Raw genomic sequence first — 23,042 nt, 5'->3', positions numbered from 1 at the left:
GAGGCATCGCAGCATGTTCCGCATCGACCTCGGGGGCGACCCCGGACTGGACGCCATCGCGCTCGCCGCGCGCGCCGCCGAGGCCGAGGCCGAGGGCTTCGACGGGGTTGGCGCCTCCGAGACGCGGCACGACCCGTTCCTCTCGCTCGCGCTCGCGGCCCGTGCGACGAGCCGCGTCGAGCTGCTCTCGACCATCGCGGTGGCCTTCGCGCGCAATCCGATGACGGTTGCCCAGTCCGCGTTCGATCTGCAGGGGATCTCGGGCGGCCGCTTCCTCCTGGGCCTGGGCTCGCAGGTGCGGCCGCACATCGAGCGCCGGTTCTCGATGCCGTGGTCCCACCCGGCCCCGCGGATGGCGGAGTTCGTCCGGGCGGTGCGGGCCATCTGGGCGACCTGGCAGACCGGTGCACCGCTGCGCTTCCAGGGCGAGTTCTACTCGCACACCCTCATGACGCCGTTCTTCAGCCCGCCGAGCCTCGAGGTCGGCCTCCCGCCGATCTGGATCGCTGCGGTGGGGGAGCGCATGACCGAGGTCGCCGGGCAGGTGGGGGACGGGCTCCACGCGCACAGCTTCACGACCGCGCACTACCTCGCGGAGGTGAGCCTCCCCGCCCTCCGGCGCGGTGCGGAGGCGGCGGGACGGGAGGTCGGCGAGGTCGGGGTCGCGCTGCCGGCGCTCATCGCGGTCGGCGACGACGACGCGGCGCTCGAGCAGGCGGTCAGGGCGACGCGCGCGCAGATCGCCTTCTACGGCAGCACGCCGGCCTACCTGCCGGTGCTCGCCGCGCACGGCTGGGACGACCTGCACGACCGCCTCCACGCCGCGTCCCGGCGCGGCGAGTGGGACACCATGCCGGACCTCGTCCCCGACGAGGTGCTCGAGGCATTCGCCGCGGTCGGCACCGGCGCCGAGGTCGCGGCGGAGCTCCGCCGCCGCTTCGGGGGTCTGGTGACCCGGTTGTCCTTCAGCGCGAGCTACCCGATCGCGCCGGAGACGACCGCCGCGCTCCTGGCCGGCCTCCGCGCCTCCTGACCTCGGGGGAGCGGGACGCCGGTAGGATCACGGGATGCCCGCTCCTGATGTGGAGGCGCAGGAGGAGGGCGACCTCGCTCCCGCCGTGCCCTCCTTCGACGACCTCGGCCTCTCCGCCCCCGTGCTCAAGGCCCTGAAGGACGTCGGCTACGAGACCCCCTCCGCGATCCAGGCGGCCACGATCCCGAGCCTGCTCGCCGGCCGCGACGTCGTGGGCCGCGCCCAGACCGGCACCGGCAAGACGGCCGCGTTCGCGCTGCCGATCCTCTCCCGCCTCGACCTCGACCAGTCGACGCCGCAGGCGCTCGTGCTCGCCCCGACCCGGGAGCTGGCGCTGCAGGTGTGCGAGGCGTTCGAGCGCTACGCCGCGCACCGCAAGGGCATCCACGTGCTGCCGGTCTACGGCGGCCAGGGCTACGGGCAGCAGCTGTCCGCCCTCCGGCGCGGCGTGCACGTCGTGGTCGGCACCCCCGGCCGGATCATGGACCACCTGGAGAAGGGCACCCTCGACCTCTCCGAGCTGAAGTACCTCGTGCTCGACGAGGCCGACGAGATGCTGAAGATGGGGTTCGCGGAGGACGTCGCGACGATCCTCGCCGACACCCCGGACACGAAGCAGGTGGCGCTCTTCTCCGCCACCATGCCCGCCCAGATCCGGCGGATCTCGCAGCAGTACCTCCACGACCCGGAGGAGATCACCGTCGCGACGCGGACGACGACCTCCTCCACCATCACGCAGCGGTACCTCGTGGTCGCCTACCCGCAGAAGGTCGACGCGCTCACCCGCATCCTCGAGGTGGAGAACTTCGAGGGCGTCATCGTCTTCGTCCGCACGAAGAACGAGACCGAGACGCTCGCGGAGCGCCTGCGCGCCCGCGGCTACGCGGCGGCGGCGATCAGCGGCGACGTCGCGCAGGCGCAGCGCGAGCGCACCGTGAACCAGCTGCGCGACGGGAAGCTCGACATCCTCGTCGCGACGGACGTCGCGGCCCGCGGGCTCGACGTCGAGCGGATCAGCCACGTCGTGAACTTCGACCTGCCGATCGACACCGAGTCGTACGTGCACCGCATCGGCCGCACGGGGCGCGCGGGCCGCGCGGGCGACGCGATCAGCTTCGTCACCCCGCGCGAGCGGCGCATGCTCACCGCCATCGAGCGCGCCACGCACCAGCCGCTGACCCAGATGCAGCTGCCGACGGCGGAGGACGTCAACGCCACCCGGCTCAGCCGGTTCGACGACCGCATCACCGCCGCGCTCGAGCAGCGGGATCGCATCGACCGGTTCCGCGACATCATCGCCCACTACGTCGACCACCACGACGTGCCCGAGGCCGACGTCGCGGCGGCGCTCGCCGTCGTCGCGCAGGGCGAGACGCCCATGCTGCTCGACCCGGACGAGGACCGCGCACCGCAGCGCTTCGAGCGCTTCGACGTCGACCGCCCCGACCGGCCCGGCACCGCCGAGCGCCGCAGCCGCTCCGCGTCCGGTCCGCGCACCACCTACCGCCTGGAGGTCGGGCGGCGCCAGCGCGTCGAGCCGAGGCAGATCATCGGGGCGCTCGCGAACGAGGGCGGCCTCACCCGCGACGACTTCGGCGGCATCGACATCCGGCAGGACTTCTCGCTGATCGAGCTCCCGGCCGACCTGCCCGGCGATGCGCTCGAGAAGCTGCGGGGCACGCGGATCAGCGGCAAGCTCATCGCGCTCCGGCACGACGGCGGACCGCTCCGCCGCAGCGGGGGCGACCGCCCCCAGCGGCCCCGGCGCCCCTAGCCGCGCGGGACCTTCGGCTCTGGCCCGGTCCGGGCGCCCCCGGTGTGCTCGACCGAGCACGCCGAGGGGGTGTCCGTGACCGGGTCCGTCCGCGCCGCGACCACGCGGTCGCCGCTGCAGCGGCTCGCACGGTCCACCCTGCTCGTCGTCGCGGCCTTCATCGCGGTCACGGCCGCGGCCGGCGGCGTCGCCCTCATCGTCGGTTCGGGCCTGCCGGACGGCTCGACCGTCCTGGTCCCGCCGCGCAGCTACCTCGCCGGGAGCCCGTTCGGCGGCTACCTCGTGCCGGGGCTCACCCTGCTCGTGGTGATCGGCGGTCTGCACGCCGCCGCCTTCGTGCTGGTCTCCCGTCGGCGCCCCCTCGGACCGCTGGTCGCCGCGCTCGCCGGCTTCGCGACGCTCGTCTGGATCTTCGTCGAGCTGCTCGTCATCCCGTTCAGCGCACTCCAGGTCGTGTACGAGCTGCTCGGCATCGTGGAGCTCGCCGCGCTCCTCGTCCTGCTGGGGCTGCTCGACCCGATCGAGGCCGGGCGGGAGCGGTCGTGACCCTCGGCACGCGCCTCCGGCCGGAGGACGAGGCGAACCTCCTCGTGGAGGATCGCGGCGCCCCGATGCACATCGCGGCGCTCGCGGTCCTCGGCGCGCCGCCGGACGGGCGACCGCTCGACGTGGGCGCGGTGCGACGGCTCGTCGCCGACCGCGTCCCCTCCGCACCCGCGCTCCGGTCGGGCGTGGTCCGCTCGGGGCGCGGCTGGCGCTGGTCCGAGGCGCCGTCGGTCGACCCCGTCGAGCACGTCGTCGTGCGCAGGATCGGCGAGGAGGACGACGCGCTGGCCGCAGCCGCGGCCCTCGCGCTCGAGGCGCCCCTCGACCGGTCCCGGCCGCTGTGGCAGCTCGTGCTGCTCATCGAGCCGAGCGGGGCGTGCGCCGGGCTCCTGCTCCGCATCCACCACGCGCTCGCGGACGGGGGTGCCGCGGTCGCGCTGCTCGGGTCGCTGTTCGAGCTCGGCGAGCAGACCGCTGCCACCCCGCGCCGCACGCGCGTCCGGCGCGGCGTGCTCCGAGGGCTGGGGCAGGACCTCCGCATGCTGCTCGGAGCCGGAGACGCCCTTCCCGTCGACGTGCCGGTGGGGCGACGGCGCCGGCTGGTGCTGCTGCACGCGGACCTCGAGGACTGCCGCCTGGTGGCCCGCGCCGCGGGCGCCCGGATCGACGACCTCCTCCTCGCCGCCGCGGCGGAGGGGATGCGAGCGCTGCTCCGCGCGCGAGGCCTGCCGATCCGGCCGGCGACCCTCCGCGTCTCGGTCGCCGCCTCGCTGCGACCGCCAGGCGCGGCGGCCGCGGGGAACCGGAGCGCCACGGTGGTCGTCCCGGTGCCGCTGGACGAGGCCGACCCGATCCGGCGGCTGCGTCGGACCGCCGACGCCGACGCGGCGGCCAGGGCGATGCCCCTCCCGCGGCCCATGGGGCGCGTCCTGCAGCGCTGGACGGCCCGTGCCATGTTCCGGCAGCGGCTGGTCCACCTCCTGCTCACCAATGTGCCCGGGCCGCCCACCGCCGCGCGGTTCGCCGGGGTCCCGGTGCTCGAGCTGCTCCCCGTCCCGGTGGTGCAGGGCGATCTGCCGATCGCCGTCGGCGCGCTCTCCTACGCAGGCGGGTTCGGCATCACGCTGCTGGCCGATCGGGACGCGGTGCCCGACCTCGAGGTCTTCGAGGAGGGGTTCAGGGCCGGGCTCGCGGCGCTCGGCGTGGACACGGAGGTCGCCGCGCGACGTCGGCCGGTCCACTGACGGCGGCTGCCCGGGAATCCCGGGGCGGGGCTGTGCCCGTCGCCGGATGTCGTCGCGCGCCTCCCGCGCGGGTTGGAGGACGGGCACAACGATCTCCGTCATCCATCGGTCGTGTCCCACGATGCGGGAGGTCCCGGGCGGTCCCGGGAGAGACGGAGTCGACGGTGAGCGCAGCGGTCAGCCTCGAGGAGCGCGAGCGCCTGCTCGCCGGACGGGATCTGTCGATCGACCTCGTGCGGGTGTGCTGCGTGCTGCTCGTGGTCGTGCTGCACTCGCTCATGCTCGGGCTCACCGTCTGGCCGGACGGCGCCATCGGCTGGCGCAACGTCGTGCAGGAGCAGCCGTGGTTCGCCGTCGCGAGCTGGTTCGGGCAGCTGATGCCCCTCTTCTTCGTCGTCGGCGGCTTCGCGTCCTGGCAGGGATGGCGCTCCACCGTGCGTCGCGGCGGAGGGGCCGGGGAGTTCTTCCGCGCCCGCCTCCTCCGCCTCGGCACCCCTGCGGCGGTCTGGTTCGTGCTCGTCGGAGGCCTCGTGTGGGCCGCGGCCGGGGCGGGCCTGCCGATGCCCGTGGCCCAGCTGCTCGCGAAGGGGCTCGGCATGCCCCTCTGGTTCCTCGCCGCGTACCTCCTGTGCCAGGCCGCGGCCCCGCTGCTGATCCGCCTGCACGAGCGCCACCGGTCGGCGACGATCCTCGGGCTCGCCGCCGGGATCGTGGTCGTGGACGCGCTCCGGCGGGTCACCGGCGTGCAGGAGGTGGGGCTCGCCAACCTCCTGCTCGTGTGGCCCCTCGTGCAGCAGCTGGGGTTCCTGCTCGCCGACGGCACGCTCGCCCGGCTGCGCCGTCCCGCCCTCGCCGGGCTGGCGGCCGCCGCGTTCGGCGCCGTCGGGGTGCTGGCGTCCTCCGGCCTCTACTCGCCCGACATGCTCGACGACCTGAACCCGCCGACGCTCCCGCTCGTGCTCATCGGGGTGGGCCAGACGGCGCTGTTCCTGCTCGCGAAGCCGGGTCTCGACGCGGTCATGAGCACGCGGCCGGCGCAGGCGTTCGTCGGGCTCGCCGGCACGCGGATGATGACCGTCTACCTCTGGCACCTGCTGCTCGTGATCGCGGTCGCCGGCTCCGTGCTGCTCGCGCCGGGCGTGGTGCCCGCGGTCGGCACGACGGCGTGGTGGTTCGCGCGCATCCCGGGCGACCTGGTGGTGCTCTTCGTGCTGTTCCTGATCTCGCTCGGCGTCGCGCGCTTCGAGCGGGGCCCGCGACGGGTCGGGCCGGTGCCGTCCGCGCCCGCACTCGTGGTCGCCGGCGTCCTCGCCGTGGTGCCGCCGTTCTGGGCGATGGAGGCCGGCCTGGACCTCGCCGGGTTCGTGTGGGGCGCGGCGGCGATGTCGGCAGCGGTCCTCATCGCCCGCGGTCGGCCGGCGGCCTGAGCGCCCGCCGCGACCGGTAGGATCGACGGCGCGAAGGGGAGTATCCCGCCACCGCACCACTCGTCAGCACGTTCCGCCTCGTCGGCGGATCCGGGGGTGCGGCGCCCGAGAGGGCGGGGAGAGACGTTCGAGGACAGGGCCTGCCCTCGAGGAGAACCTCCGTGACCATCGTCCCGCTGCCGTTCGAGCTCGTCTCGCTCGGCGTGATCGTGCTCATCCTGATCGCGGACATCGTGCTCGCCTACCGGCGCCCGCACGTGCCGTCGACCCGGGAGTCGACCCTGTGGGTCGTCTTCTACGTCGTGCTCGCGCTCGTCTTCGCGCTGCTGCTGCTCGTCATCGACGGCCCGACGCACGCGACCGAGTTCGTCGCCGGCTGGCTGACCGAGTACTCGCTGTCGATCGACAACCTGTTCGTCTTCATCGTGATCATGGCGGGGTTCGCCGTGCCGAAGCAGCGCCAGCAGGAGGTGCTGATGGTCGGCATCATCCTGGCGCTGATCTTCCGCGGGATCTTCATCCTCATCGGCGCCTCGCTGATCGAGAACTTCAGCTGGATCTTCTACCTCTTCGGCGCGTTCCTCATCTACACCGCGATCACGCAGGCGTTCGGCAGCGAGCACGGCGACCAGACCGACACCGCGCTCGTCCGGTTCGCGAAGCGGCACCTCGCCGTCACCGACCGGTACGACGGCGGCCGGATCCGCACGACCATCGACGGCAAGCGCTACTTCACGCCGATCCTCATCGTGCTGATCGCGATCGGTGCGACGGACGTGCTGTTCGCGCTCGACTCGATCCCGGCGATCTTCGGCATCACGGACAGCCCGTTCATCGTCTACACCGCGAACATCTTCGCGCTCATGGGGCTCCGGCAGCTCTACTTCCTGCTCGGCGACCTGGTCGAGAAGCTGAAGTACCTCAAGTACGGGATCGCCTTCATCCTCGCCTTCATCGGCGTGAAGCTCGTCCTCCACGCGCTCCACGAGAACGAGCTGCCGTTCCTGAACGGCGGCGAGCACGTCCCCGTGCCGGAGATCGGCACCGGGCTCTCGCTCGTGGTGATCGTGCTGTCCATGGCGGTGGCCACCGTCGCGAGCCTCATCAGCATCCGGCGCGACCCGGACGCCTCCCTGAAGGACCTGCGCAAGCACGAGTGACGGGGGTGCGTGGGCCCGGCCCACGCGCCTACCATCAGCAGCGTGCTGCGCGGCATGTTCGGGTGGATCCGGCGATCCGCTGCGTGGCGCCGTCGCGCCGACGAGCACCACGTGATCGCTCTCGGTCGCCCGGATGTGCCGCCGGCCCTCGTGCGGCTGCCGAGGCAGCCGTCCCAGCTCCTCCGTACCGACGCGTGGCGGCCGATCGCGCAGCTCGCCGATCAGCGCATCCGCGCCCACCGCAGCGAACGGCTCTCGGTCGGGGAGATGGTCGAGACCGTCTCCCACGAGGTCGAGGACGTCGTCGCGGCTCAGCCCCTCGAGGCGTCGTTCGTCGCGTGGCGCACCTGGGCCGCGGTGACCGAGACGCCGTGGCCGGAGGGGTTCCACGAGCTCCTGGTCGGCGCGAACACCTCCGAGGCGGACGACGTCGAGATCGCGCTGCACGTGCAGGCGGACCTCGCCGCGCTGCTGCCGCAGGTCGTCGCGGCGCGCCTCAGCGAGAACGACGGCTGACGCCCCTCGTGCGGCGATCGCCGACTGATGCGGCCGTGATCCGCGCAGCATCAGTCGGAAAGCGCCGCAGGAGGCGGGCCGGGGGCGGTGGTAGCCTCTGGCTCATGCTCCGCGGCGCGCTCCTCCTTCCGTGCCGCGACGAGGTCTGACCCACCGGCTCCCTCGTCGCGGAGGTCTTCGTCTGCCGGGAACCCGTTCGTTCCAACCGGAGGACATCCCATGCCCGACTCGAGCGCGGCCGAGACCGCTCCCGCTCCCCAGCGCCCGCACCGCGACGGCCCCCGCACCCTCGCCGAGAAGGTGTGGGCCGACCACCTCGTCAAGCGCGGCGAGGACGGCGCGCCGGACCTCATCTACATCGACCTGCACCTCGTGCACGAGGTCACGAGCCCGCAGGCGTTCGACGGCCTCCGCGCCGAGGGACGCCCGGTGCGGCGGCCCGACCTCACGAACGCGACCGAGGACCACAACACCCCGACGGTCGACATCGACAAGCCGATCGCGGACATCACGAGCCGCACGCAGATCGAGACCCTCCGGCGCAACGCGGAGGAGTTCGGCATCCGGCTGCACTCCCTCGGCGACGCGGAGCAGGGCATCGTGCACGTCGTCGGGCCGCAGCTCGGCCTCACGATGCCGGGCGTCACCGTCGTCTGCGGCGACTCGCACACCTCCACCCACGGCGCCTTCGGCGCGATGGCGTTCGGCATCGGGACGAGCGAGGTCGAGCACGTGCTGGCCACCCAGACGCTGCCGCTCAAGCCGTTCAAGACGATGGCGGTCACGGTCGAGGGCACACTGCGGCCCGGGGTGACGGCGAAGGACATCATCCTGGCCGTCATCGCGAAGATCGGCGCCAACGGCGGCCAGGGCTACGTGCTCGAGTACCGCGGCAGCGCGATCCGCGCCCTCTCCATGGAGGGCCGCATGACGATCTGCAACATGTCGATCGAGGCGGGTGCCCGCGCCGGCATGGTCGCGCCCGACCAGACGACGTTCGACTATCTCGAGGGCCGGCCCCACGCGCCGAAGGGGGCGGACTGGGACGCCGCGGTCGAGTACTGGAAGACGCTGCCGTCCGACGACGACGCCGTGTTCGATGCGGAGGTGTTCCTCGACGCGGACGAGCTGGAGCCGTTCGTGACATGGGGGACGAACCCCGGCCAGGGGACGACCCTCGCCGGAGCGGTGCCGGACCCGGCCGCGATCGCGGACCCGCAGGAGCGCGCCGCCGCCGAGCGCGCGCTGCAGTACATGGACCTCGAGCCCGGCACGCCGCTCAAGGAGGTCAAGGTCGACGCCGTCTTCATGGGGTCGTGCACGAACAGCCGGGTCGAGGACCTCCGGGCGTTCGCGTCGATCATCAAGGGCAGGAAGAAGGCGGAGGGCGTCCGCGTCATGGTCGTCCCCGGCTCCGCTCGCGTCCGCCTGGAGGCGGAGGCGGAGGGCCTGGACGTGATCATCAAGGAGTTCGGCGCCGAATGGCGGTTCGCGGGCTGCTCGATGTGCCTCGGCATGAATCCGGACCAGCTCGCGCCGGGGGAGCGGTGCGCCTCCACCTCCAACCGCAACTTCGAGGGCCGGCAGGGCAAGGGCGGGCGCACGCACCTCGTGTCGCCGCTCGTCGCCGCGGCGACCGCGATCCGCGGCACGCTCTCCTCGCCGTCCGACGTGATCGAGGAGGTCCTGGTCTGATGGAACCCTTCACCACCCACACCGGCGTCGCCGTGCCGCTGAAGCGGTCCGCGGTCGACACCGACCAGATCATCCCGGCCGTGTACCTGAAGCGGGTCACGAAGACCGGCTACGACGACGCGCTGTTCGCCAACCTCCGGCAGGAGCCGACGTTCGTGCTGAACGACCCGGCGTACGCGTCCGGCTCGATCCTCTTCGCGGGCCCGGACTTCGGCACCGGCTCCAGCCGCGAGCACGCCGTCTGGGCCCTCCGCGACTACGGCTTCCGCGCCGTGTTCGCGCCGCGCTTCGGGGACATCTTCCGCGGCAACGCCGGAAAGCAGGGCCTGCTCACGGCGGTCCTGCCGGAGGAGGTGATCGCGACATGCTGGGCCGCGATCGAGGCGGACCCAGGCACGACGGCTACCGTCGACCTCCGTGCGGCCACCGTCTCCCTTTCGGGGGAGACCCACCCGTTCGAGATCGATGCCTACACTCGCTGGAGGCTCCTGGAGGGCCTCGACGACATCGGACTCACGCTTCGCGACGAGGCGATGATCACCCATTTCGAACAGGGCCGCGAAGCGTGGCGACCCCAGACCTTGCCGGTAAGGGAACGTTGAGCAATCTGATCACGGAAGGGGCGCGCGCAGGCGCGTCCGTCGGCCTGAACTTCGACCGCATCACCATCGAGGGCGGCAAGCCGCTGCACGGCGAGGTCGACGTCCGCGGGGCGAAGAACCTCGTCACGAAGGCGATGGTCGCCTCGCTCCTGTCGGAGGGGGTCAGCGTCCTCCGGGACGTGCCGGACATCTCGGACGTGCGCGTCGTGCGCGGGCTGCTCGAGATCCACGGCGTCACGGTCAAGCAGGGCATCGAGGACGGCGAGCTGCTGCTCGACGCCCGGAACGTGCGGAAGGCCCACATGCGCGAGATCGACGCGCACGCCGGCTCCTCCCGCATCCCGATCCTGTTCTGCGGCCCGCTGCTGCACCAGCTCGGTGAGGCGTTCATCCCCGACCTCGGCGGCTGCCGCATCGGGGACCGGCCGATCAACTTCCACCTCGACGCCCTGCGCCGCTTCGGCGCGATCGTCGACAAGCTGCCGGCGGGCATCCGGCTGTCGGCCCCGAACGGCCTGCACGGCGCCCACATCCACCTCCCGTACCCGAGCGTCGGGGCGACCGAGCAGGTGCTGCTCACGGCCGTGCGCGCGGAGGGGGTCACGGAGCTGCGGAACGCGGCGATCGAGCCCGAGATCATGGACCTCATCGCGGTCCTGCAGAAGATGGGCGCGATCATCTCGGTCGAGCCGAACCGCGTCATCCTCATCGAGGGCGTTCGGGACCTCCGCGGGTACACGCACCGGGCGATCTTCGACCGCAACGAGGCCGCCTCCTGGGCCTCCGCCGCACTCGCCACCAACGGCGACGTGATGGTGAAGGGCGCCAAGCAGGAGCACATGATGACCTTCCTGAACGTGTTCAGGAAGGTCGGCGGCGAGTTCGACGTGCAGGAGGAGGGCATCCGCTTCTGGCACCCGGGCGGTTCGCTGAAGCCGGTCGTCATCGAGACCGACGTGCACCCGGGCTTCATGACGGACTGGCAGCAGCCGCTCGTCGTGGCGCTGACCCAGGCGGACGGCGTCTCCACGATCCACGAGACCGTGTACGAGAACCGGTTCGGCTTCACGGAGGCGCTGCAGAAGATGGGCGCGGACATCCGCGTGCACCCGCGCGGCTTCGCGGCACCGAACCGGCGCGTGCCGCGCCGGGAGCTCGAGCAGGCCGCCGTCATCACGGGCCCGACCCCGCTGCACGGCGCCGACATCGAGGTGCCGGACCTGCGCGGCGGCTTCTCGCACCTGATCGCGGCGCTCACCGCCGAGGGGCAGAGCACCGTGCGCAACGTCGGGATCATCAGCCGCGGCTACGAGAAGTTCGGCGAGAAGCTGACGGCGCTGGGAGCGCGCTTCAGGGTCGAGGGCTGACGGCTCGCTCCGATGGCCGATCCCGAGCTCGCCGGCACCCGAACGAAGCCGGCGAAGCCGTACGCCGAGAAGCGGCGGCCGTCGGCGTGGTGGTTCCTCGCCGCCCCGATCGTGCCGTTCATGCGCGCTGCGGCACGCATCCGCATCCGGAACCCCGAGAAGCTGCCCGCGACCGGGCCGTTCATCGTGACGCCCAACCACATGTCGAACATCGACCCGATCGTGGTGGCCGTCGCGATCTGGCGGCTCGGTCGGGCGCCTCGGTTTCTCGCGAAGGCGTCCCTGTTCACGATCCCCGTGGTGGGTGCCGCGCTGCGATCGGTGGGACAGATCCCCGTGGAGCGCGGTGGCGCGTCGCGTGGGGCGATCCCGCTGTCCTCCGCGAAGCGGATCATCGCGGAGGGACAGGGCGTCATCGTCTACCCGGAGGGGTCGCTCACCCGCGATCCGGGCCTGTGGCCGATGCGCGGCAAGACCGGCGCCGCGCGACTCGCGCTGCAGCTCGGGCTGCCGGTGATCCCGGTCGCGCACTGGGGTGCGCAGGGGCTCATGCCCGTGAACTCCAAGAAGCTGCGCCTCCGGCCTCGAGCGCACATCGAGGTCGTCTTCGGTGATCCGGTCGACCTGTCGGACCTCGGTCGCGTCGCCGATCGCGCGGCGCTGAACGCGGCGACGGACCGGATCATGGCCGCGATCACCGGGCTGCTCGAGGGTCTCCGCGGGGAGACCGCGCCCGCCGAGCGCTGGGATCCGCTTCAGCACGGCCAATCCGAGACGGGCACCTTCTGATGCGGGTGGTGCATTTCGAAGGGGTTTCTGCGGGCCGAAGGCGCCAGAAACCCCTTCAAAACGCACCGAGCGCTCACCGCTGGTCGAGGTGCGAGCGCAGCGAGCCTCGAGACCACCCCGATAGGGGCGGGCGGTGAGGGTCGCGGTCCTCGGCGCGGGGTCGTGGGGCACGGTGTTCGCGAAGGTGCTCGCCGACTCCGGCAACGACGTCGTGCTCTGGGCGCGCCGCGGCTCGGTCGTGAACGGGATCGAGAGCCGCAGGCGCAACGACGACTATCTCCCGGGCATCGCCCTGCCGGTGGAGATCGCGGCGACCAGCGACCTCGCCCGGGCCCTGCGGGGCGCGGAGATCGTGTTCCTGTCCGTGCCGAGCCAGTCCCTCCGCGGTCTGCTCCGCGACGTCCGGCCGGTGCTCGCCGACGGGTCGCTCGTCGTGAGCCTCATGAAGGGCGTGGAGGAGGGCACCGGCCTCCGCATGAGCGAGGTGATCCGCGACGGTCTGGATCTGCCGCTCGACCGCATCGCGGTGGTCTCCGGGCCGAACCTCGCGCTCGAGATCGCCAGGGAGGAGCCGACCGCGGCCGTCGTCGCGTCCGCCTCCCGCGACACCGCGATGCGCGTCGCGTCGGCGTGCGCGAACCGCTACTTCGGCACCTTCGTGAACACGGACGTGATCGGCACCGAGTTCGGCGGCGTCCTGAAGAACCTCATCGCGCTCGCCGTCGGCATCGTGGTCGGCGTGGGTTACGGCGACAACACGAAGGCGTCGATCCTCACCCGCGGGCTCGCGGAGATGAGCGCCTTCGCCGCCGCGTTCGGTGCGCAGCCCGACACGCTCGCCGGGCTCGCCGGGATGGGGGACCTGATCGCGACGAGCGAGTCCCCGCGCTCCCGCAACAACCGCGCAGGGCGCCTCCTGGGCCAGGGGTACACGAAGGACGACGTGCTGCGGACCATGAACCAGGTGGCGGAGGGCCTGGGGTCGCTCGAGCCGGTGCTCGCGCTCGCGGCGGCCAAGGGGGTCGACATGCCCATCTGCACGCAGGTGTCGCAGGTGATCGCCGGCACGCTCGACCCGCGCGACATCGCCCCGCACGCCGCGGCGGACCCGCTCCCCGTCGGCGAGTAGCCGAACTGCACCCGTTGGTCGAGGTGCGAGCGGAGCGCGCCTCGAGACCACCCCGCCGGCGCGCAGCCCCTTCGTCGTTCAGGAGATCCGGCGCCGTCCGGCCCGCTTCTCCTGAACGACGAAATCGCGCCCGGTAGCCTCGGACCCGTGGTGGACAAGACCCGGATCGCGCTCGTCTTCGGCGGACGGTCGAGCGAGCACAGCATCTCGTGCGCGACCGCGGGCGGGGTGCTCGGCGCGATCGATCGCGACCGCTACGAGGTCGTGCCGGTCGGGGTGACCCGGGACGGCGCGTTCGTGCTCGAGCGGGACGACCCGGAGGCCTTCGCGCTCGACCCCGCGAAGCTGCCCGAGGTGCGCGACGACGGGTCCCGCGTGCTCTGGCCCGACTCCACGACGCACCGCGAGCTGAAGGTCGCCCGGCCGGACGGGTCGGTGGCGTCGCTCGGCCGCATCGACGTCGCCTTCCCGATCCTCCACGGCCCGTTCGGCGAGGACGGCACGATCCAGGGCCTCTTCGAGCTCATCGGGCTGCCGTACGTGGGCAACGGCGTGCTCGCCTCCGCGATGGGCATGGACAAGCACTTCACGAAGACGGTGCTGCAGGCCGCCGGCGTCCTCGTCGCCCCGTGGATCACGCTGCACCGCGCCGACCGGGCCGGCGACCCCGTCTACCTCCGCCGCCGCGTCGCCGCGCTCGGCTACCCGGTCTTCGTGAAGCCGGCCCGCGCCGGCTCGTCGGTGGGCGTCTCGAGGGTGGAGGAGCCGGAGGGCCTCGACCACGCGCTCGACAAGGCGTTCGCGGAGGACTCGAAGGTACTCGTCGAGCGGGGCGTGCGCGGCCGCGAGCTCGAGATCGGGATGCTCGGCAGCCGCACCGGCGGCGCGGCGCGCGTCTCCGCCGTCGGCGAGATCGTCGTGACCGGCCGCGACTTCTACGACTTCGAGGCCAAGTACCTCGATGCGCCCGGCGTCGACCTCGTCTGCCCCGCGCCGCTCGGCGACGGCGAGCGGCTCGACCTCGAGCGCACCGCACAGCGCGCCTTCGAGGCCATCGACGGCCGCGGCCTCGCCCGCGTCGACCTCTTCCTCACGGATGAGGGCTTCGTCGTCAACGAGATCAACACGATGCCCGGCTTCACGCCGATCTCGATGTTCCCGCGCTGCTGGCAGGAGTCCGGAGTCGCGTACCCCGACCTCATCGCGGAGCTCATCGAGCTCGCGCGATGAGGCGAGGCCTCCTGCTGCCCGTCGCGCTCGTCCCGCTGCTGCTCGCCGGCTGCACCTCGACGGTCGCGATGCACGCCGCGCCGCAGGCGACGAGCGTCGGCTGCGCCGGCGTGATCGTGCGGCTCCCGGAGGCGATCGGCGCCGCGACGAGACGCACCACCGACGCGCAGGGCACCGCCGCGTGGGGCACGCCGGCGAGCGTGACGCTCACCTGCGGCGTGACCACGCCGGCCGTCACCGGCACCCCCTGCCAGACGGTCGCCGGCGTCGACTGGCTGCTCGGCGAGCAGCGGATCGGCGGCGCGGACCGGCAGGTGCTCACCACCTACGGGCGGCGACCCGGCACGCAGGTGGTCGTGGATCCGTCCGCGGTCGACGCGGTCACGGTGCTCGACGCCCTGTCCGATCCGGTCGCCGCAGCCACCAGCCCGACGGGCGTCCGCTGCCTCTCCGCGACGAGCGGCACGGCATGAACGACGACCTCGCGACCGTCGGCGAGCGTGCCGCCCTCGCGCGGATCATCCCTCGGCTCGGCGCCGCCGACGCGCTGCTCGGGCCGGGCGACGACGCCGCGCTCCTCGCCGCTCCGGACGGGCGGGTGCTCATCAGCACCGACGCGATGGTGGAGGGGCCGGACTTCCGACGCGCGTGGTCGACCCCATTCGAGCTCGGCTGGAAGGCGACCGCGACGAACCTCGCCGACGTCGCCGCGATGGGCGGCAGACCCACGGGCCTCGTCGTCTCGCTCGCTGCACCGGGTGACACCCCGGTCCGGGAGCTCGAGGCGGTCGCCGACGGCATGGCCGCCGCCTGCTCGGCCCTCGCGCCGGGCGTCGGCGTGGTCGGCGGCGATCTCACGCGGGCGTCCGTGCTGTCGCTGTCCGTCACGGTCACCGGCTCGCTCGACGGCCGGGCGCCGGTGCTGCGCTCCGGGGCGCGGCCCGGCGACGTCGTCGCCTACCTGGGGCGCCTCGGCTTCGCCGCGGCCGCGCTGCGCCTCCTCTTCGCCGTGGGGGAGGAGGACGCTGCCGCGATCGCCGACCTCAAGCGCACGCGCTCGGGACTGCTGGCGGAGCAGCTCGCTCCGCGGCCCCCGATCCGCGACGGTGTCCGCGCGGCTGAGGCGGGCGCGACCGCCATGCTCGACGTCTCCGACGGCCTGGTCCTCGACGCGAGCCGGATCGCTGCGGCGAGCGGCGCGGTCCTCGACCTGAGCGGCGACGTGCTGGACCAGCTCGCAGCCGCGGTCGTCGCGGTCTCCGACCCGGAGGGCCTCGCAGCGCCGCCCGCCCGGCTCGGGCGCCACGAGGCGCTCGGCCTCGTGCTCGGCGGCGGCGAGGACCACGGTCTCCTCGCGACCTTCCGCGGGGAGGCGCCGGAGGGCTTCCTCCCGCTCGGCATCGTCCGAGCGGGTGCGGCGGCGGTCCGCATCGACGGCCTCGAGGTCGACCCGACCGGCTGGGACAGCTTCACCGCCCCCTGACCGGACGGCCGCCCACGCCTCCGGCCGCGCTGGTGTCCTACTGGGGGACACGTGCTCGCCGGCGCCGCGGGGCGGATGTCGCTGCGGTCGGCAGACGTCGCTCGCCTCCGCCCGCGCCTCCGGTCGCGCTCGTGTCCTGCTGGGGGACACGTGCCCGTCGGCGCCTCCGGTCGGATGTCGCCGGGGTGGGCAGACGTCGCGCTCAGGCCGGAGTGAGCACGTGGACCGCGGTGTCGCCGTAGGTGCGCGTGCGCTCCAGCACGAGACCGGGCGGCAGCGCGGGGACGGGGGAGCGGGAGGATCGCTCGACGAGCACGACCGCGTCCGGCAGCAGCAGCGGGGCGAGCGCGACCAGATCCGCCGCCACCTCCGCGTCGGCGAGGTCGTACGGCGGGTCGAGGAACGCGAGGCCGACGCCGGGCCGGGCGCCGGCCAGGTACGAGCGCACCGCCTGCTGCACCACCTCCGCGTCGAGCGGACCGGAGGCGGCGCGGCGCAGCCGGGCCACGTTCTCGCGGATCACCCGCGCGGCGCGCGGCGCCTTCTCGACCAGGACCGTGGAGGCGGCGCCGCGGGAGAGCGCCTCCAGACCGAATGCGCCGGAGCCCGCGTAGAGGTCGAGCACCCTGGCGCCCTCGATCGCACCCCGGGACGCGAGCATCGAGAACAGCGCCTCCCGCGTCCGGTCGCTCGTCGGCCGGGTGCCGTCCGGCGGCACGGCGAGCTGCAACGATCCGGCCCACCCGGCGACGATCCTCGGCACGGTCCCATTCAAGCGGCGACGGCGGGGGTCGCCCTCCACAGCGCCGCCCACGGTGTCGGTGCGGCTCCCTAGCATGGAGCCATGGCGGGGCCGCTCGAGACGCGTCTGGCCGGCGTCGTCGGCGACCGGACGGCGAAGCTGCTCGACAAGCAGCTGCAGCTCCGGACCGTCGGCGACCTGCTCTCGCACTACCCGCGCCGGTACGTGAAGCGCGGTGAGCTCAGCCGGCTCGACGCCCTGCCGCTCGAGACCGACGTGACGATCGTCGCGGAGGTGCTCCGCTGCACGAGCCGCTCGCTCCGGGCCCGGAAGGGCTCGATGCAGGAGGTGCTGATCTCCGACGGCACCGGCACGCTCTCGCTCGTCTTCTTCAACCAGCCGTTCCTCGCCGACGAGCACTCCGCGAACGCGCTCGTCCCCGGCCGCCGCGGCCTGTTCAGCGGCAAGGTCAAGCTCTACAAGGGGATGCGGCAGCTCGCGCACCCGCAGCATCAGCTGTTCACGGAGGAGGGGCAGGAGCCGCCCGACCCGGAGACGGATCCCGAGGGCGCACGGCGGTGGGAGGAGACGCCCCTGCCGATCTATCCGGCCACCGCGGCGCTGACCTCCTGGAAGATCGGCAAGGCGATCGACCTCGCGCTCGACGGGATCGCCGGTCTCGACGACCCGATGCCGCTCGAGGTCTGCCGCACCGCGCACCTGATGGGCTACGAGGCGGCGCTGCGTCGCATCCACCGGCCCGCGCACGACGGCGACTGGATCCAGGCGAAGCGGACCCTCCGGTTCCATGAGGCGTTCCTCCTGCAGACCGCGCTGCTGCAGCGACGGGCGGTGCGCGCCATGTTCGCGGCCACCCCGCGGGTGCCGAAGCCGGGCGGCTACCTCGCGAGGTTCGACGCCGCGCTGCCGTTCGAGCTGACGGAGGACCAGCGGCAGGTCGGCGCCGAGATCCTGGCCGATCTCGCGGGGGACGCCCCCATGCACCGTCTGCTCCAGGGCGAGGTCGCCTCCGGCAAGACCCTCGTCGCGCTGCGGGCGATGCTCGCGGTCGCGGAGACCGGCGGCCAGGCGGCGCTCCTCGCGCCGACGGAGGTGCTCGCCGCGCAGCACCTCCGGTCCATCGCGCGGATCCTCGGCCCCGACCTCTCCGCGGAGCTCATGCCGACGCTCGTCACCGGTCAGATGGGCGTGGCGCTCCGCCGGAAGGCGGCCCTGCAGATCATCACCGGCAACGCGAAGATCGTCGTGGGCACCCACGCCCTGCTCTCCGACTCGACGGAGTTCGCGGACCTCGGCCTGGTCGTCGTCGACGAGCAGCACCGGTTCGGTGTCGAGCAGCGGGAGGTGCTGCGGCGCAAGGGGACCGCGCCCCACACCCTCGTGATGACGGCGACGCCGATCCCGCGCACGGTCGCGATGACGGTCTTCGGCGACCTCGAGACGTCGACGATCCGCGGCCTGCCCGCCGGGCGCGCGCCGATCACCTCCCACGTCGTGCCGCTCGCGGAGAAGCCGCGCTGGCTGCCGAACGTGTGGCGGCGCGCGGGGGAGGAGATCGCCCAGGGGCGGCAGGGCTACGTCATCTGCCCCGCCATCGGCGCGGACGAGGACGAGGGCGACCTGCTCGCGAGCGAGGTCGGCGCCGCGCCGCGAGCGACCGTCACCGGGGTGCTCGCCGATCTCCGCACCCAGCCCGCGCTCGCCGGCCGGCGCATCGAGGCGCTGACCGGGCGGATGAGCGGGGAGGAGAAGGAGGCGGTGATGACCGCCTTCGCGGACGGCCGCATCGACCTGCTCGTCGCGACCACCGTCGTGGAGGTCGGCGTCGACGTGGCGAACGCCACCTTCATGGTGGTGCTCGATGCGGACCGGTTCGGCGTCTCGCAGCTGCACCAGCTGCGCGGCCGCGTCGGCCGAGGCGGCCTGCCGGGGCTCTGCCTCCTCGTCACCTACGCCGAGCCGGAGACGCCGGCGCTCGAACGCGTGCAGGCCGTCGCCGCGACGACCGACGGCTTCGCACTGGCGCAGGCGGACCTCGAGCTGCGTCGGGAGGGGGACGTGCTCGGCGCGGCCCAGTCCGGCGGCCGCTCGCAGCTGAAGCTCCTCCGGGTCACGCGGGACGCCGACATCATCGAGCAGGCGCGCGCGGCGGCCGCGGCGACCCTCGAGAGCGATCCGGCGCTCGACGCCTACCCGGTCCTGCGCGCCGCGATCGAGCGCACGAGCGACGAGGAGTCGCGCGCGTTCCTCGACAAGTCCTGACCCGCATCGCCGTCTCCTGCGAAGCGGGGTCCCCCGAACCGGAGAATGACGGAAGGATGGGCGGGTGCGGATCGCCGTCGTGCCCGGTTCCTTCGACCCGATCACCCTCGGGCATCTCGACGTGATCGGGCGCGCCGCGCGCCTGTTCGACCGCCTCTACGTGCTCGTCACCCACAACCCGGCCAAGCGCGCGCTGCTCGACGTCGACGAGCGGGTGCGGCTCGTGCGCGAGTCGCTCGCCGAGGCCGGCATCGAGGGGGTCGAGGTCGACTCGTGGTCGGAGGGGCTGCTCGTCGACTACTGCAGACGGGTCGGCGCGGAGGCGTTGGTGAAGGGGCTGCGATCCGCGACGGACGCCGCGTACGAGACCCCGATGGCGCTCGTGAACCGCGACCTGGCCGGTGTGGAGACGCTGTTCCTCGTCGCGCAGCCCGCCACGAGCCACGTCTCGAGCTCGCTGGTGCGGCAGGTCGCCGCGCTGGGCGGCGACGTGTCGCCGTACGTGCCGCGGGCGGTCGCGGCGACGCTCCAGCCGGACGGACCGGTCCGTGGCTGAGGTCCTCGCCGTCTGCACGGTCCACGAGCTGCTCCCGGACCGCGGTGTCGGGGTCACCGCGATCGACAAGCGCCCCGTCGGGAAGGCCCTGCGGGTCAGGAAGCTCGGCGTGCACGGCGACGTCCAGGCGGACCGACGGCACCACGGCGGCGAGGACCAGGCCGTGTACGCCTACGCCCAGGAGGACGCGGACTGGTTCGAGTCGGAGCTCGGTCGGGCGATCCCACCCGGGCTGTTCGGCGAGAACCTCCGCACCGCGGGCGTCGACGTGAGCGGCGCCGTCATCGGCGAGCGCTGGCTCGTCGGCGGGAGGACGCTCCTCGAGGTCACGAGCCCGCGCAACCCGTGCGGCACGTTCGCGCGCCGGATGGGCATGCCGGACTGGGTGCGGCGCTTCGCGGACCACGGCGCGCCCGGCACCTACTTCCGCGTCGTCCGCTCCGGAGACGTGCGCGCGGGGGACGAGATCGAGGTCGTCGATCGGCCGGAGCACGGGGTCACGATCGGCGGCTGGTTCCGTCGCGCCGATCCGGACGACGCGCAGGCGCTCGTCGATGCGCACGCCGCGGGCGTGATCCGGCTCCAGCCCGGCCTGCTGCGCCACGTCGAGAAGGCGCTCGGCGACGCGGCGGCCCTCGGCTGAGCGGAACCAGTCCGGGCGTCCGCCGTGAGCCCACCGACGGGCGCCTCAGCGGAAGGTGACAGGATGCGGGGGTGTCTCCGCGCCACCCCGTCCCGCTGCTCACGGCCCTGACGGAGTCGCACCGATGACCGAAGCCGCCCTGCGCTGCTGGGCGCCGGACGGAGTACCGGAGGTGCACGCGGGGGACGACCTGTCCGCGATCGTCGTGGCGGCCGTCGGCGCGCTCGAGGCCGGCGACGTCGTCGTCGTGTCGAGCAAGATCGTGTCGAAGGCCGAGGGGCGCCAGGTCGTGGCGGAGGACCGGGAGCGGGCGATCACCGACGAGACGGTCCGCGTCGTGGCCGTGCGGGAGCATCCCGGCGGCGGCGTGACGCGCATCGTGGAGAACCGGCTCGGCATCGTCGGCGCAGCGGCCGGCGTGGACGCGAGCAACGTCGAGCCCGGCACGGTCCTGCTGCTGCCCCTCGACCCGGACGCCTCCGCCGCGCGGCTGCGCACGGCCCTGATCGCGGCGACCGGCGTGCCCGTCGGCGTCGTCGTCACCGACACCCTCGGCAGGCCCTGGCGGCTCGGTCAGACCGACATCGCGATCGGCGCGGCCGGGATCCGGGTCGTCGACGACCTCCGGGGCCAGCCGGATGCCTCCGGGCGCCCGATGAGCGTCGCGGTGGTCGCGATCGCCGACGAGATCGCCTCGCTCGCCGACCTGGTCAAGGGCAAGGCGGAGCGGCGCCCGATCGCGGTCGTGCGCGGTGTGCAGCGCCACGTGATCGACGAGGACGGGCCGGGAGCCAGGTCGGTCGTGCGCACGGGCGACGAGGACATGTTCCGCCTCGGGAGCGCGGAGGCGTACGCCGACGGGTACCGGGACGGATACGCGGAGGGGTCGAAGGAGGCCCAGGACACCGCGGACGACGAGATCGACGGAGGTTCGTGGTGATCGACTGGGTCGTGCTGGTGCCGATCAAGCGGTTCAGTGAGGGGAAGCGCCGGCTGGGCGACCGACCCGACCGCGCCGCGCTGGCGGAGGCGTTCGCGCGGGACACCCTGGACGCGGTCGCGGCCTCACCGCACGTCCGGATGCTCCTCGTCGTCACCGATGACCCGCGCCTAGTGGACGACCTCGCCCTGCCGGTCGCGGTGACCGTGGTGACGCAGGGCGCCCCCGGCCTGAACAACGCGATCTCCGCGGGCCTCCGGGTCGCGAACGACCGCTGGCCCGACTGGGGTCAGGCGGTGCTCGCGGGGGACCTGCCGGCGCTCACCCCCGAGGACCTCGAGCGCACGTTCGGGATCGCGGAGGAGGTACCGCTCGGCCTCGTCGCCGACGCGCACGGCACCGGCACGGTGATGCTCACCGGCCAGCCCGGCGTCCCCCTGCTCCCCGCATTCGGCGTCGGATCCGCGGCGCGGCACCGCGCCCTCGGACATCGGCTGATCCGCGGCACCGAGCGCCTCCGGCGGGACGTGGACACCCCGCAGGACCTCGCGGCCGCGATGCGGCTCGGCGTCGGCAGGCACACGGCCGCCCTGCTCGAGGCGGCACAGATCTCCGACGCCGTCTGACGCGCCCTGGCAGGTGCGCCGGGCTCAGCCCCGGCCGTCGAGCTTGTCGAGGATGAAGATCGGCAACGGCAGCGCGGCCGACAGCAGCACGATGCCGAGCCCGAAGAAGATCGGGAGGAAGACCGGGTTCGTGCCCTCGAGTGCGAACCCGAGCGGGAAGCAGACGATGCTCGCGAGCAGCAGCACGACCCCGAGCACGGCACCGGCGATGTGATCCATGAGGGGATTCTTCCAGACGGGCTGGGCGCCTCCTGATGGGGACGGATCCGCCCTCGTCCGCTGTGCGTTCCGGACCGTTCCCGCGCGTCGGCGGTCCGCCCGGGCGCGCCCCGGCTACAAACAGCGAAACGCGCGAGCCGGGGGACGGGCGCGCTGCCGAGGAGGGGAGCGCAGTGCTGGGACGACGACGCGCACGGACGGTCACGTCGGACGAGATCGCCGATGCCGCGGTCCAGGTGCTCGGGGCGGAGGGCCCGATGGCGGTCACGCGCCGTCGGCTCGCCGAGGCCCTCGGGATGCAGGAGCAGGACCTGCACGTCGATCTCGACGAGGCCCTCGCGGCGGCGTACCGGACCCTCAGCGTCGCCGAGTCCGCCCGGGTGAAGCGCGAGGTGCTCGCCAACCCCTCGCCGGTGGAGCAGATGCGCGCCCTGCTGGCCGTGCTCGCCACGCCTCCTGACGACAACAGCGACGCGTTCCGCATCGAGGCGTGGGCGCTGTCGCGCACGAACCCCGCGCTCCGGGAGGCGGTGTGCGCGAGCGCCACCGCGTGGCACGACCTCGTGGCCGCGGTGATCCGCCGCGGCGCGCGGAGCGGTCAGTTCATCCAGGCCGACGCCGACGAGGTCGCCGCGCACGTCATCTCCCTGGTCGAGGGCATCAACTCGTACCAGGTGATCGGGTACCGGTCCGACTTCGACCGCATGCGTCTGCTCGTGCGGGTGCTGCGCGCGGAGCTCGGCATGGCGTGGGGCGTGGACCTCGCGGAGGCGCTCACCTGAGCGATCCGTCCCTTCCCGGATCCGCATCGTCGTGCCGACACGCCGTCGACGTCGCGCTGCGGACCGCGTGTCGTCCGGTTTCTGCGGATCCGCGAGGCTGAAGCGGCGCTTGGGGCGCCTGGCGTAGGGAGCCTGCGCGCTCCCAGCCGAGTGCGTCGGTTCCCGCAGCATCCGTCGGGTGCGGCCGCCGGGTGGGGCGGGTGGGGGGGGCCGGACCCACCCGGGCTGCCCGGGCCCGCGGAGGGGTCCGCCGGCC

Annotated in this window: 23 protein-coding genes; 21 read left to right on the top strand and 2 right to left on the bottom strand. The window is 73.4% G+C overall.

Annotated features, from left to right (window positions below; genetic code table 11):
• Window positions 1-13 precede the first annotated feature (13 nt).
• The 15 genes from ACTHLI_RS01005 (at window position 14) to thiL (ending at window position 15,995) form a co-directional block, all read left to right on the top strand.
• The gene (locus tag ACTHLI_RS01005) at window positions 14-1,033 is read left to right on the top strand and encodes a TIGR03617 family F420-dependent LLM class oxidoreductase (RefSeq protein WP_440180851.1); all 1,020 of its coding nucleotides are present in this window, start codon (window positions 14-16) and stop codon (window positions 1,031-1,033) included.
• Window positions 1,034-1,067: 34 nt separating this feature from the next.
• The gene (locus ACTHLI_RS01000) at window positions 1,068-2,807 is read left to right on the top strand and encodes a DEAD/DEAH box helicase (RefSeq protein ID WP_440180849.1); all 1,740 of its coding nucleotides are present in this window, start codon (window positions 1,068-1,070) and stop codon (window positions 2,805-2,807) included.
• Between the two features lie 75 nt (window positions 2,808-2,882).
• Window positions 2,883-3,353 carry a hypothetical protein gene (locus ACTHLI_RS00995; RefSeq protein WP_440180847.1) on the top strand — a complete coding sequence of 157 codons (471 nt, stop codon included), beginning with the start codon at window positions 2,883-2,885 and terminating at the stop codon, window positions 3,351-3,353.
• Window positions 3,350-4,597, top strand: a complete 1,248-nt coding sequence (locus ACTHLI_RS00990) for a wax ester/triacylglycerol synthase domain-containing protein (RefSeq protein ID WP_440180845.1) — start codon at window positions 3,350-3,352, stop codon at window positions 4,595-4,597. The genes ACTHLI_RS00995 and ACTHLI_RS00990 overlap by 4 nt, the downstream gene beginning before the upstream one ends.
• 164 nt (window positions 4,598-4,761) lie before the next feature.
• Window positions 4,762-6,024, top strand: coding sequence for an acyltransferase family protein (locus tag ACTHLI_RS00985; RefSeq protein ID WP_440180844.1), 1,263 nt, complete (start codon window positions 4,762-4,764; stop codon window positions 6,022-6,024).
• Window positions 6,025-6,185: 161 nt separating this feature from the next.
• The gene (locus tag ACTHLI_RS00980) at window positions 6,186-7,184 is read left to right on the top strand and encodes a TerC family protein (RefSeq protein ID WP_440180843.1); all 999 of its coding nucleotides are present in this window, start codon (window positions 6,186-6,188) and stop codon (window positions 7,182-7,184) included.
• 42 nt (window positions 7,185-7,226) lie between these two features.
• Window positions 7,227-7,700, top strand: coding sequence for a hypothetical protein (locus ACTHLI_RS00975; protein ID WP_440180842.1), 474 nt, complete (start codon window positions 7,227-7,229; stop codon window positions 7,698-7,700).
• A gap of 219 nt (window positions 7,701-7,919) precedes the next feature.
• A complete protein-coding gene (gene leuC, locus ACTHLI_RS00970) occupies window positions 7,920-9,395 on the top strand; it encodes a 3-isopropylmalate dehydratase large subunit (protein ID WP_440180840.1) in 1,476 nt (491 codons plus the stop codon).
• A complete protein-coding gene (gene leuD / locus ACTHLI_RS00965; RefSeq protein WP_440180838.1) occupies window positions 9,395-9,997 on the top strand; it encodes a 3-isopropylmalate dehydratase small subunit in 603 nt (200 codons plus the stop codon). The genes leuC and leuD overlap by 1 nt, the downstream gene beginning before the upstream one ends.
• A gap of 5 nt (window positions 9,998-10,002) precedes the next feature.
• Window positions 10,003-11,364: a UDP-N-acetylglucosamine 1-carboxyvinyltransferase gene (gene murA / locus ACTHLI_RS00960; RefSeq protein ID WP_440180885.1), complete on the top strand. Its 1,362-nt coding sequence runs from the start codon at window positions 10,003-10,005 to the stop codon at window positions 11,362-11,364.
• 12 nt (window positions 11,365-11,376) lie between these two features.
• Window positions 11,377-12,153, top strand: coding sequence for a lysophospholipid acyltransferase family protein (locus tag ACTHLI_RS00955; protein ID WP_440180836.1), 777 nt, complete (start codon window positions 11,377-11,379; stop codon window positions 12,151-12,153).
• A 133-nt stretch (window positions 12,154-12,286) separates the two neighbouring features.
• On the top strand, window positions 12,287-13,282 hold the full coding sequence (locus ACTHLI_RS00950; RefSeq protein ID WP_440180834.1) for an NAD(P)H-dependent glycerol-3-phosphate dehydrogenase: 996 nt from the start codon (window positions 12,287-12,289) through the stop codon (window positions 13,280-13,282).
• A 147-nt stretch (window positions 13,283-13,429) separates the two neighbouring features.
• Complete coding sequence (locus ACTHLI_RS00945; protein WP_440180832.1) at window positions 13,430-14,512, top strand: D-alanine--D-alanine ligase family protein; 1,083 nt, start codon at window positions 13,430-13,432, stop codon at window positions 14,510-14,512.
• Entirely contained in the window at window positions 14,509-14,985 is a 477-nt protein-coding gene (locus ACTHLI_RS00940; protein WP_440180830.1) for a DUF3515 family protein, read from the top strand. Before ACTHLI_RS00945 ends, ACTHLI_RS00940 begins: the two co-directional genes overlap by 4 nt.
• Entirely contained in the window at window positions 14,982-15,995 is a 1,014-nt protein-coding gene (thiL, locus tag ACTHLI_RS00935; RefSeq protein WP_440180828.1) for a thiamine-phosphate kinase, read from the top strand. Before ACTHLI_RS00940 ends, thiL begins: the two co-directional genes overlap by 4 nt.
• Window positions 15,996-16,197: 202 nt before the next feature.
• Here the strand turns inward: thiL and rsmD are convergent, their stop codons facing one another.
• On the bottom strand, window positions 16,198-16,758 hold the full coding sequence (rsmD, locus tag ACTHLI_RS00930) for a 16S rRNA (guanine(966)-N(2))-methyltransferase RsmD (RefSeq protein ID WP_440180826.1): 561 nt from the start codon (window positions 16,756-16,758) through the stop codon (window positions 16,198-16,200).
• Between the two features lie 81 nt (window positions 16,759-16,839).
• Between rsmD and ACTHLI_RS00925 the strand changes: the two genes are divergently transcribed.
• From ACTHLI_RS00925 to cofC, 5 genes are all read left to right on the top strand, one after another.
• Complete coding sequence (locus ACTHLI_RS00925; RefSeq protein WP_440180825.1) at window positions 16,840-19,020, top strand: ATP-dependent DNA helicase RecG; 2,181 nt, start codon at window positions 16,840-16,842, stop codon at window positions 19,018-19,020.
• Between the two features lie 64 nt (window positions 19,021-19,084).
• Window positions 19,085-19,576, top strand: a complete 492-nt coding sequence (coaD, locus tag ACTHLI_RS00920) for a pantetheine-phosphate adenylyltransferase (RefSeq protein ID WP_440180824.1) — start codon at window positions 19,085-19,087, stop codon at window positions 19,574-19,576.
• Window positions 19,569-20,219, top strand: a complete 651-nt coding sequence (locus ACTHLI_RS00915) for an MOSC domain-containing protein (RefSeq protein WP_440180822.1) — start codon at window positions 19,569-19,571, stop codon at window positions 20,217-20,219. The genes coaD and ACTHLI_RS00915 overlap by 8 nt, the downstream gene beginning before the upstream one ends.
• A gap of 124 nt (window positions 20,220-20,343) precedes the next feature.
• Window positions 20,344-21,159 (top strand): coenzyme F420-0:L-glutamate ligase, encoded by an 816-nt coding sequence (gene cofE, locus ACTHLI_RS00910; RefSeq protein ID WP_440180820.1) that lies wholly within the window; start codon window positions 20,344-20,346, stop codon window positions 21,157-21,159.
• Window positions 21,156-21,785, top strand: a complete 630-nt coding sequence (gene cofC / locus ACTHLI_RS00905) for a 2-phospho-L-lactate guanylyltransferase (RefSeq protein WP_440180819.1) — start codon at window positions 21,156-21,158, stop codon at window positions 21,783-21,785. The genes cofE and cofC overlap by 4 nt, the downstream gene beginning before the upstream one ends.
• A gap of 24 nt (window positions 21,786-21,809) precedes the next feature.
• On the opposite strand, the gene ACTHLI_RS00900 is transcribed toward cofC, so the two are convergent.
• Window positions 21,810-22,004 carry a hypothetical protein gene (locus ACTHLI_RS00900; RefSeq protein ID WP_440180817.1) on the bottom strand — a complete coding sequence of 65 codons (195 nt, stop codon included), beginning with the start codon at window positions 22,002-22,004 and terminating at the stop codon, window positions 21,810-21,812.
• 173 nt (window positions 22,005-22,177) lie between these two features.
• Here ACTHLI_RS00900 and ACTHLI_RS00895 point away from each other — a divergent pair, with 173 nt between their 5' ends.
• Window positions 22,178-22,786 (top strand): TetR family transcriptional regulator C-terminal domain-containing protein, encoded by a 609-nt coding sequence (locus tag ACTHLI_RS00895; protein ID WP_440180816.1) that lies wholly within the window; start codon window positions 22,178-22,180, stop codon window positions 22,784-22,786.
• Window positions 22,787-23,042: the final 256 nt, after the last annotated feature.

Source organism: Amnibacterium sp. (assembly GCF_051956055.1).
Taxonomy (GTDB): domain Bacteria; phylum Actinomycetota; class Actinomycetes; order Actinomycetales; family Microbacteriaceae; genus Amnibacterium.
The sequence above is the reverse complement of the archived record's forward strand: the minus strand, read 5'-3'. Positions and strand labels throughout refer to the sequence as shown.

What these genes read in the sequence shown, in the direction of transcription:
- leuD (WP_440180838.1), top strand. Translation starts at nt 9,395, where the DNA reads ATGGAACCCTTCACCACCCACACCGGCGTCGCCGTGCCGCTGAAGCGG.
- leuC (WP_440180840.1), top strand. Translation starts at nt 7,920, where the DNA reads ATGCCCGACTCGAGCGCGGCCGAGACCGCTCCCGCTCCCCAGCGCCCG.
- thiL (WP_440180828.1), top strand. Translation starts at nt 14,982, where the DNA reads ATGAACGACGACCTCGCGACCGTCGGCGAGCGTGCCGCCCTCGCGCGG.
- ACTHLI_RS00900 (WP_440180817.1), bottom strand. Translation starts at nt 22,004, where the DNA reads ATGGATCACATCGCCGGTGCCGTGCTCGGGGTCGTGCTGCTGCTCGCG.
- ACTHLI_RS00925 (WP_440180825.1), top strand. Translation starts at nt 16,840, where the DNA reads ATGGCGGGGCCGCTCGAGACGCGTCTGGCCGGCGTCGTCGGCGACCGG.
- cofE (WP_440180820.1), top strand. Translation starts at nt 20,344, where the DNA reads ATGACCGAAGCCGCCCTGCGCTGCTGGGCGCCGGACGGAGTACCGGAG.
- ACTHLI_RS00955 (WP_440180836.1), top strand. Translation starts at nt 11,377, where the DNA reads ATGGCCGATCCCGAGCTCGCCGGCACCCGAACGAAGCCGGCGAAGCCG.
- ACTHLI_RS00940 (WP_440180830.1), top strand. Translation starts at nt 14,509, where the DNA reads ATGAGGCGAGGCCTCCTGCTGCCCGTCGCGCTCGTCCCGCTGCTGCTC.
- ACTHLI_RS01005 (WP_440180851.1), top strand. Translation starts at nt 14, where the DNA reads ATGTTCCGCATCGACCTCGGGGGCGACCCCGGACTGGACGCCATCGCG.
- ACTHLI_RS01000 (WP_440180849.1), top strand. Translation starts at nt 1,068, where the DNA reads ATGCCCGCTCCTGATGTGGAGGCGCAGGAGGAGGGCGACCTCGCTCCC.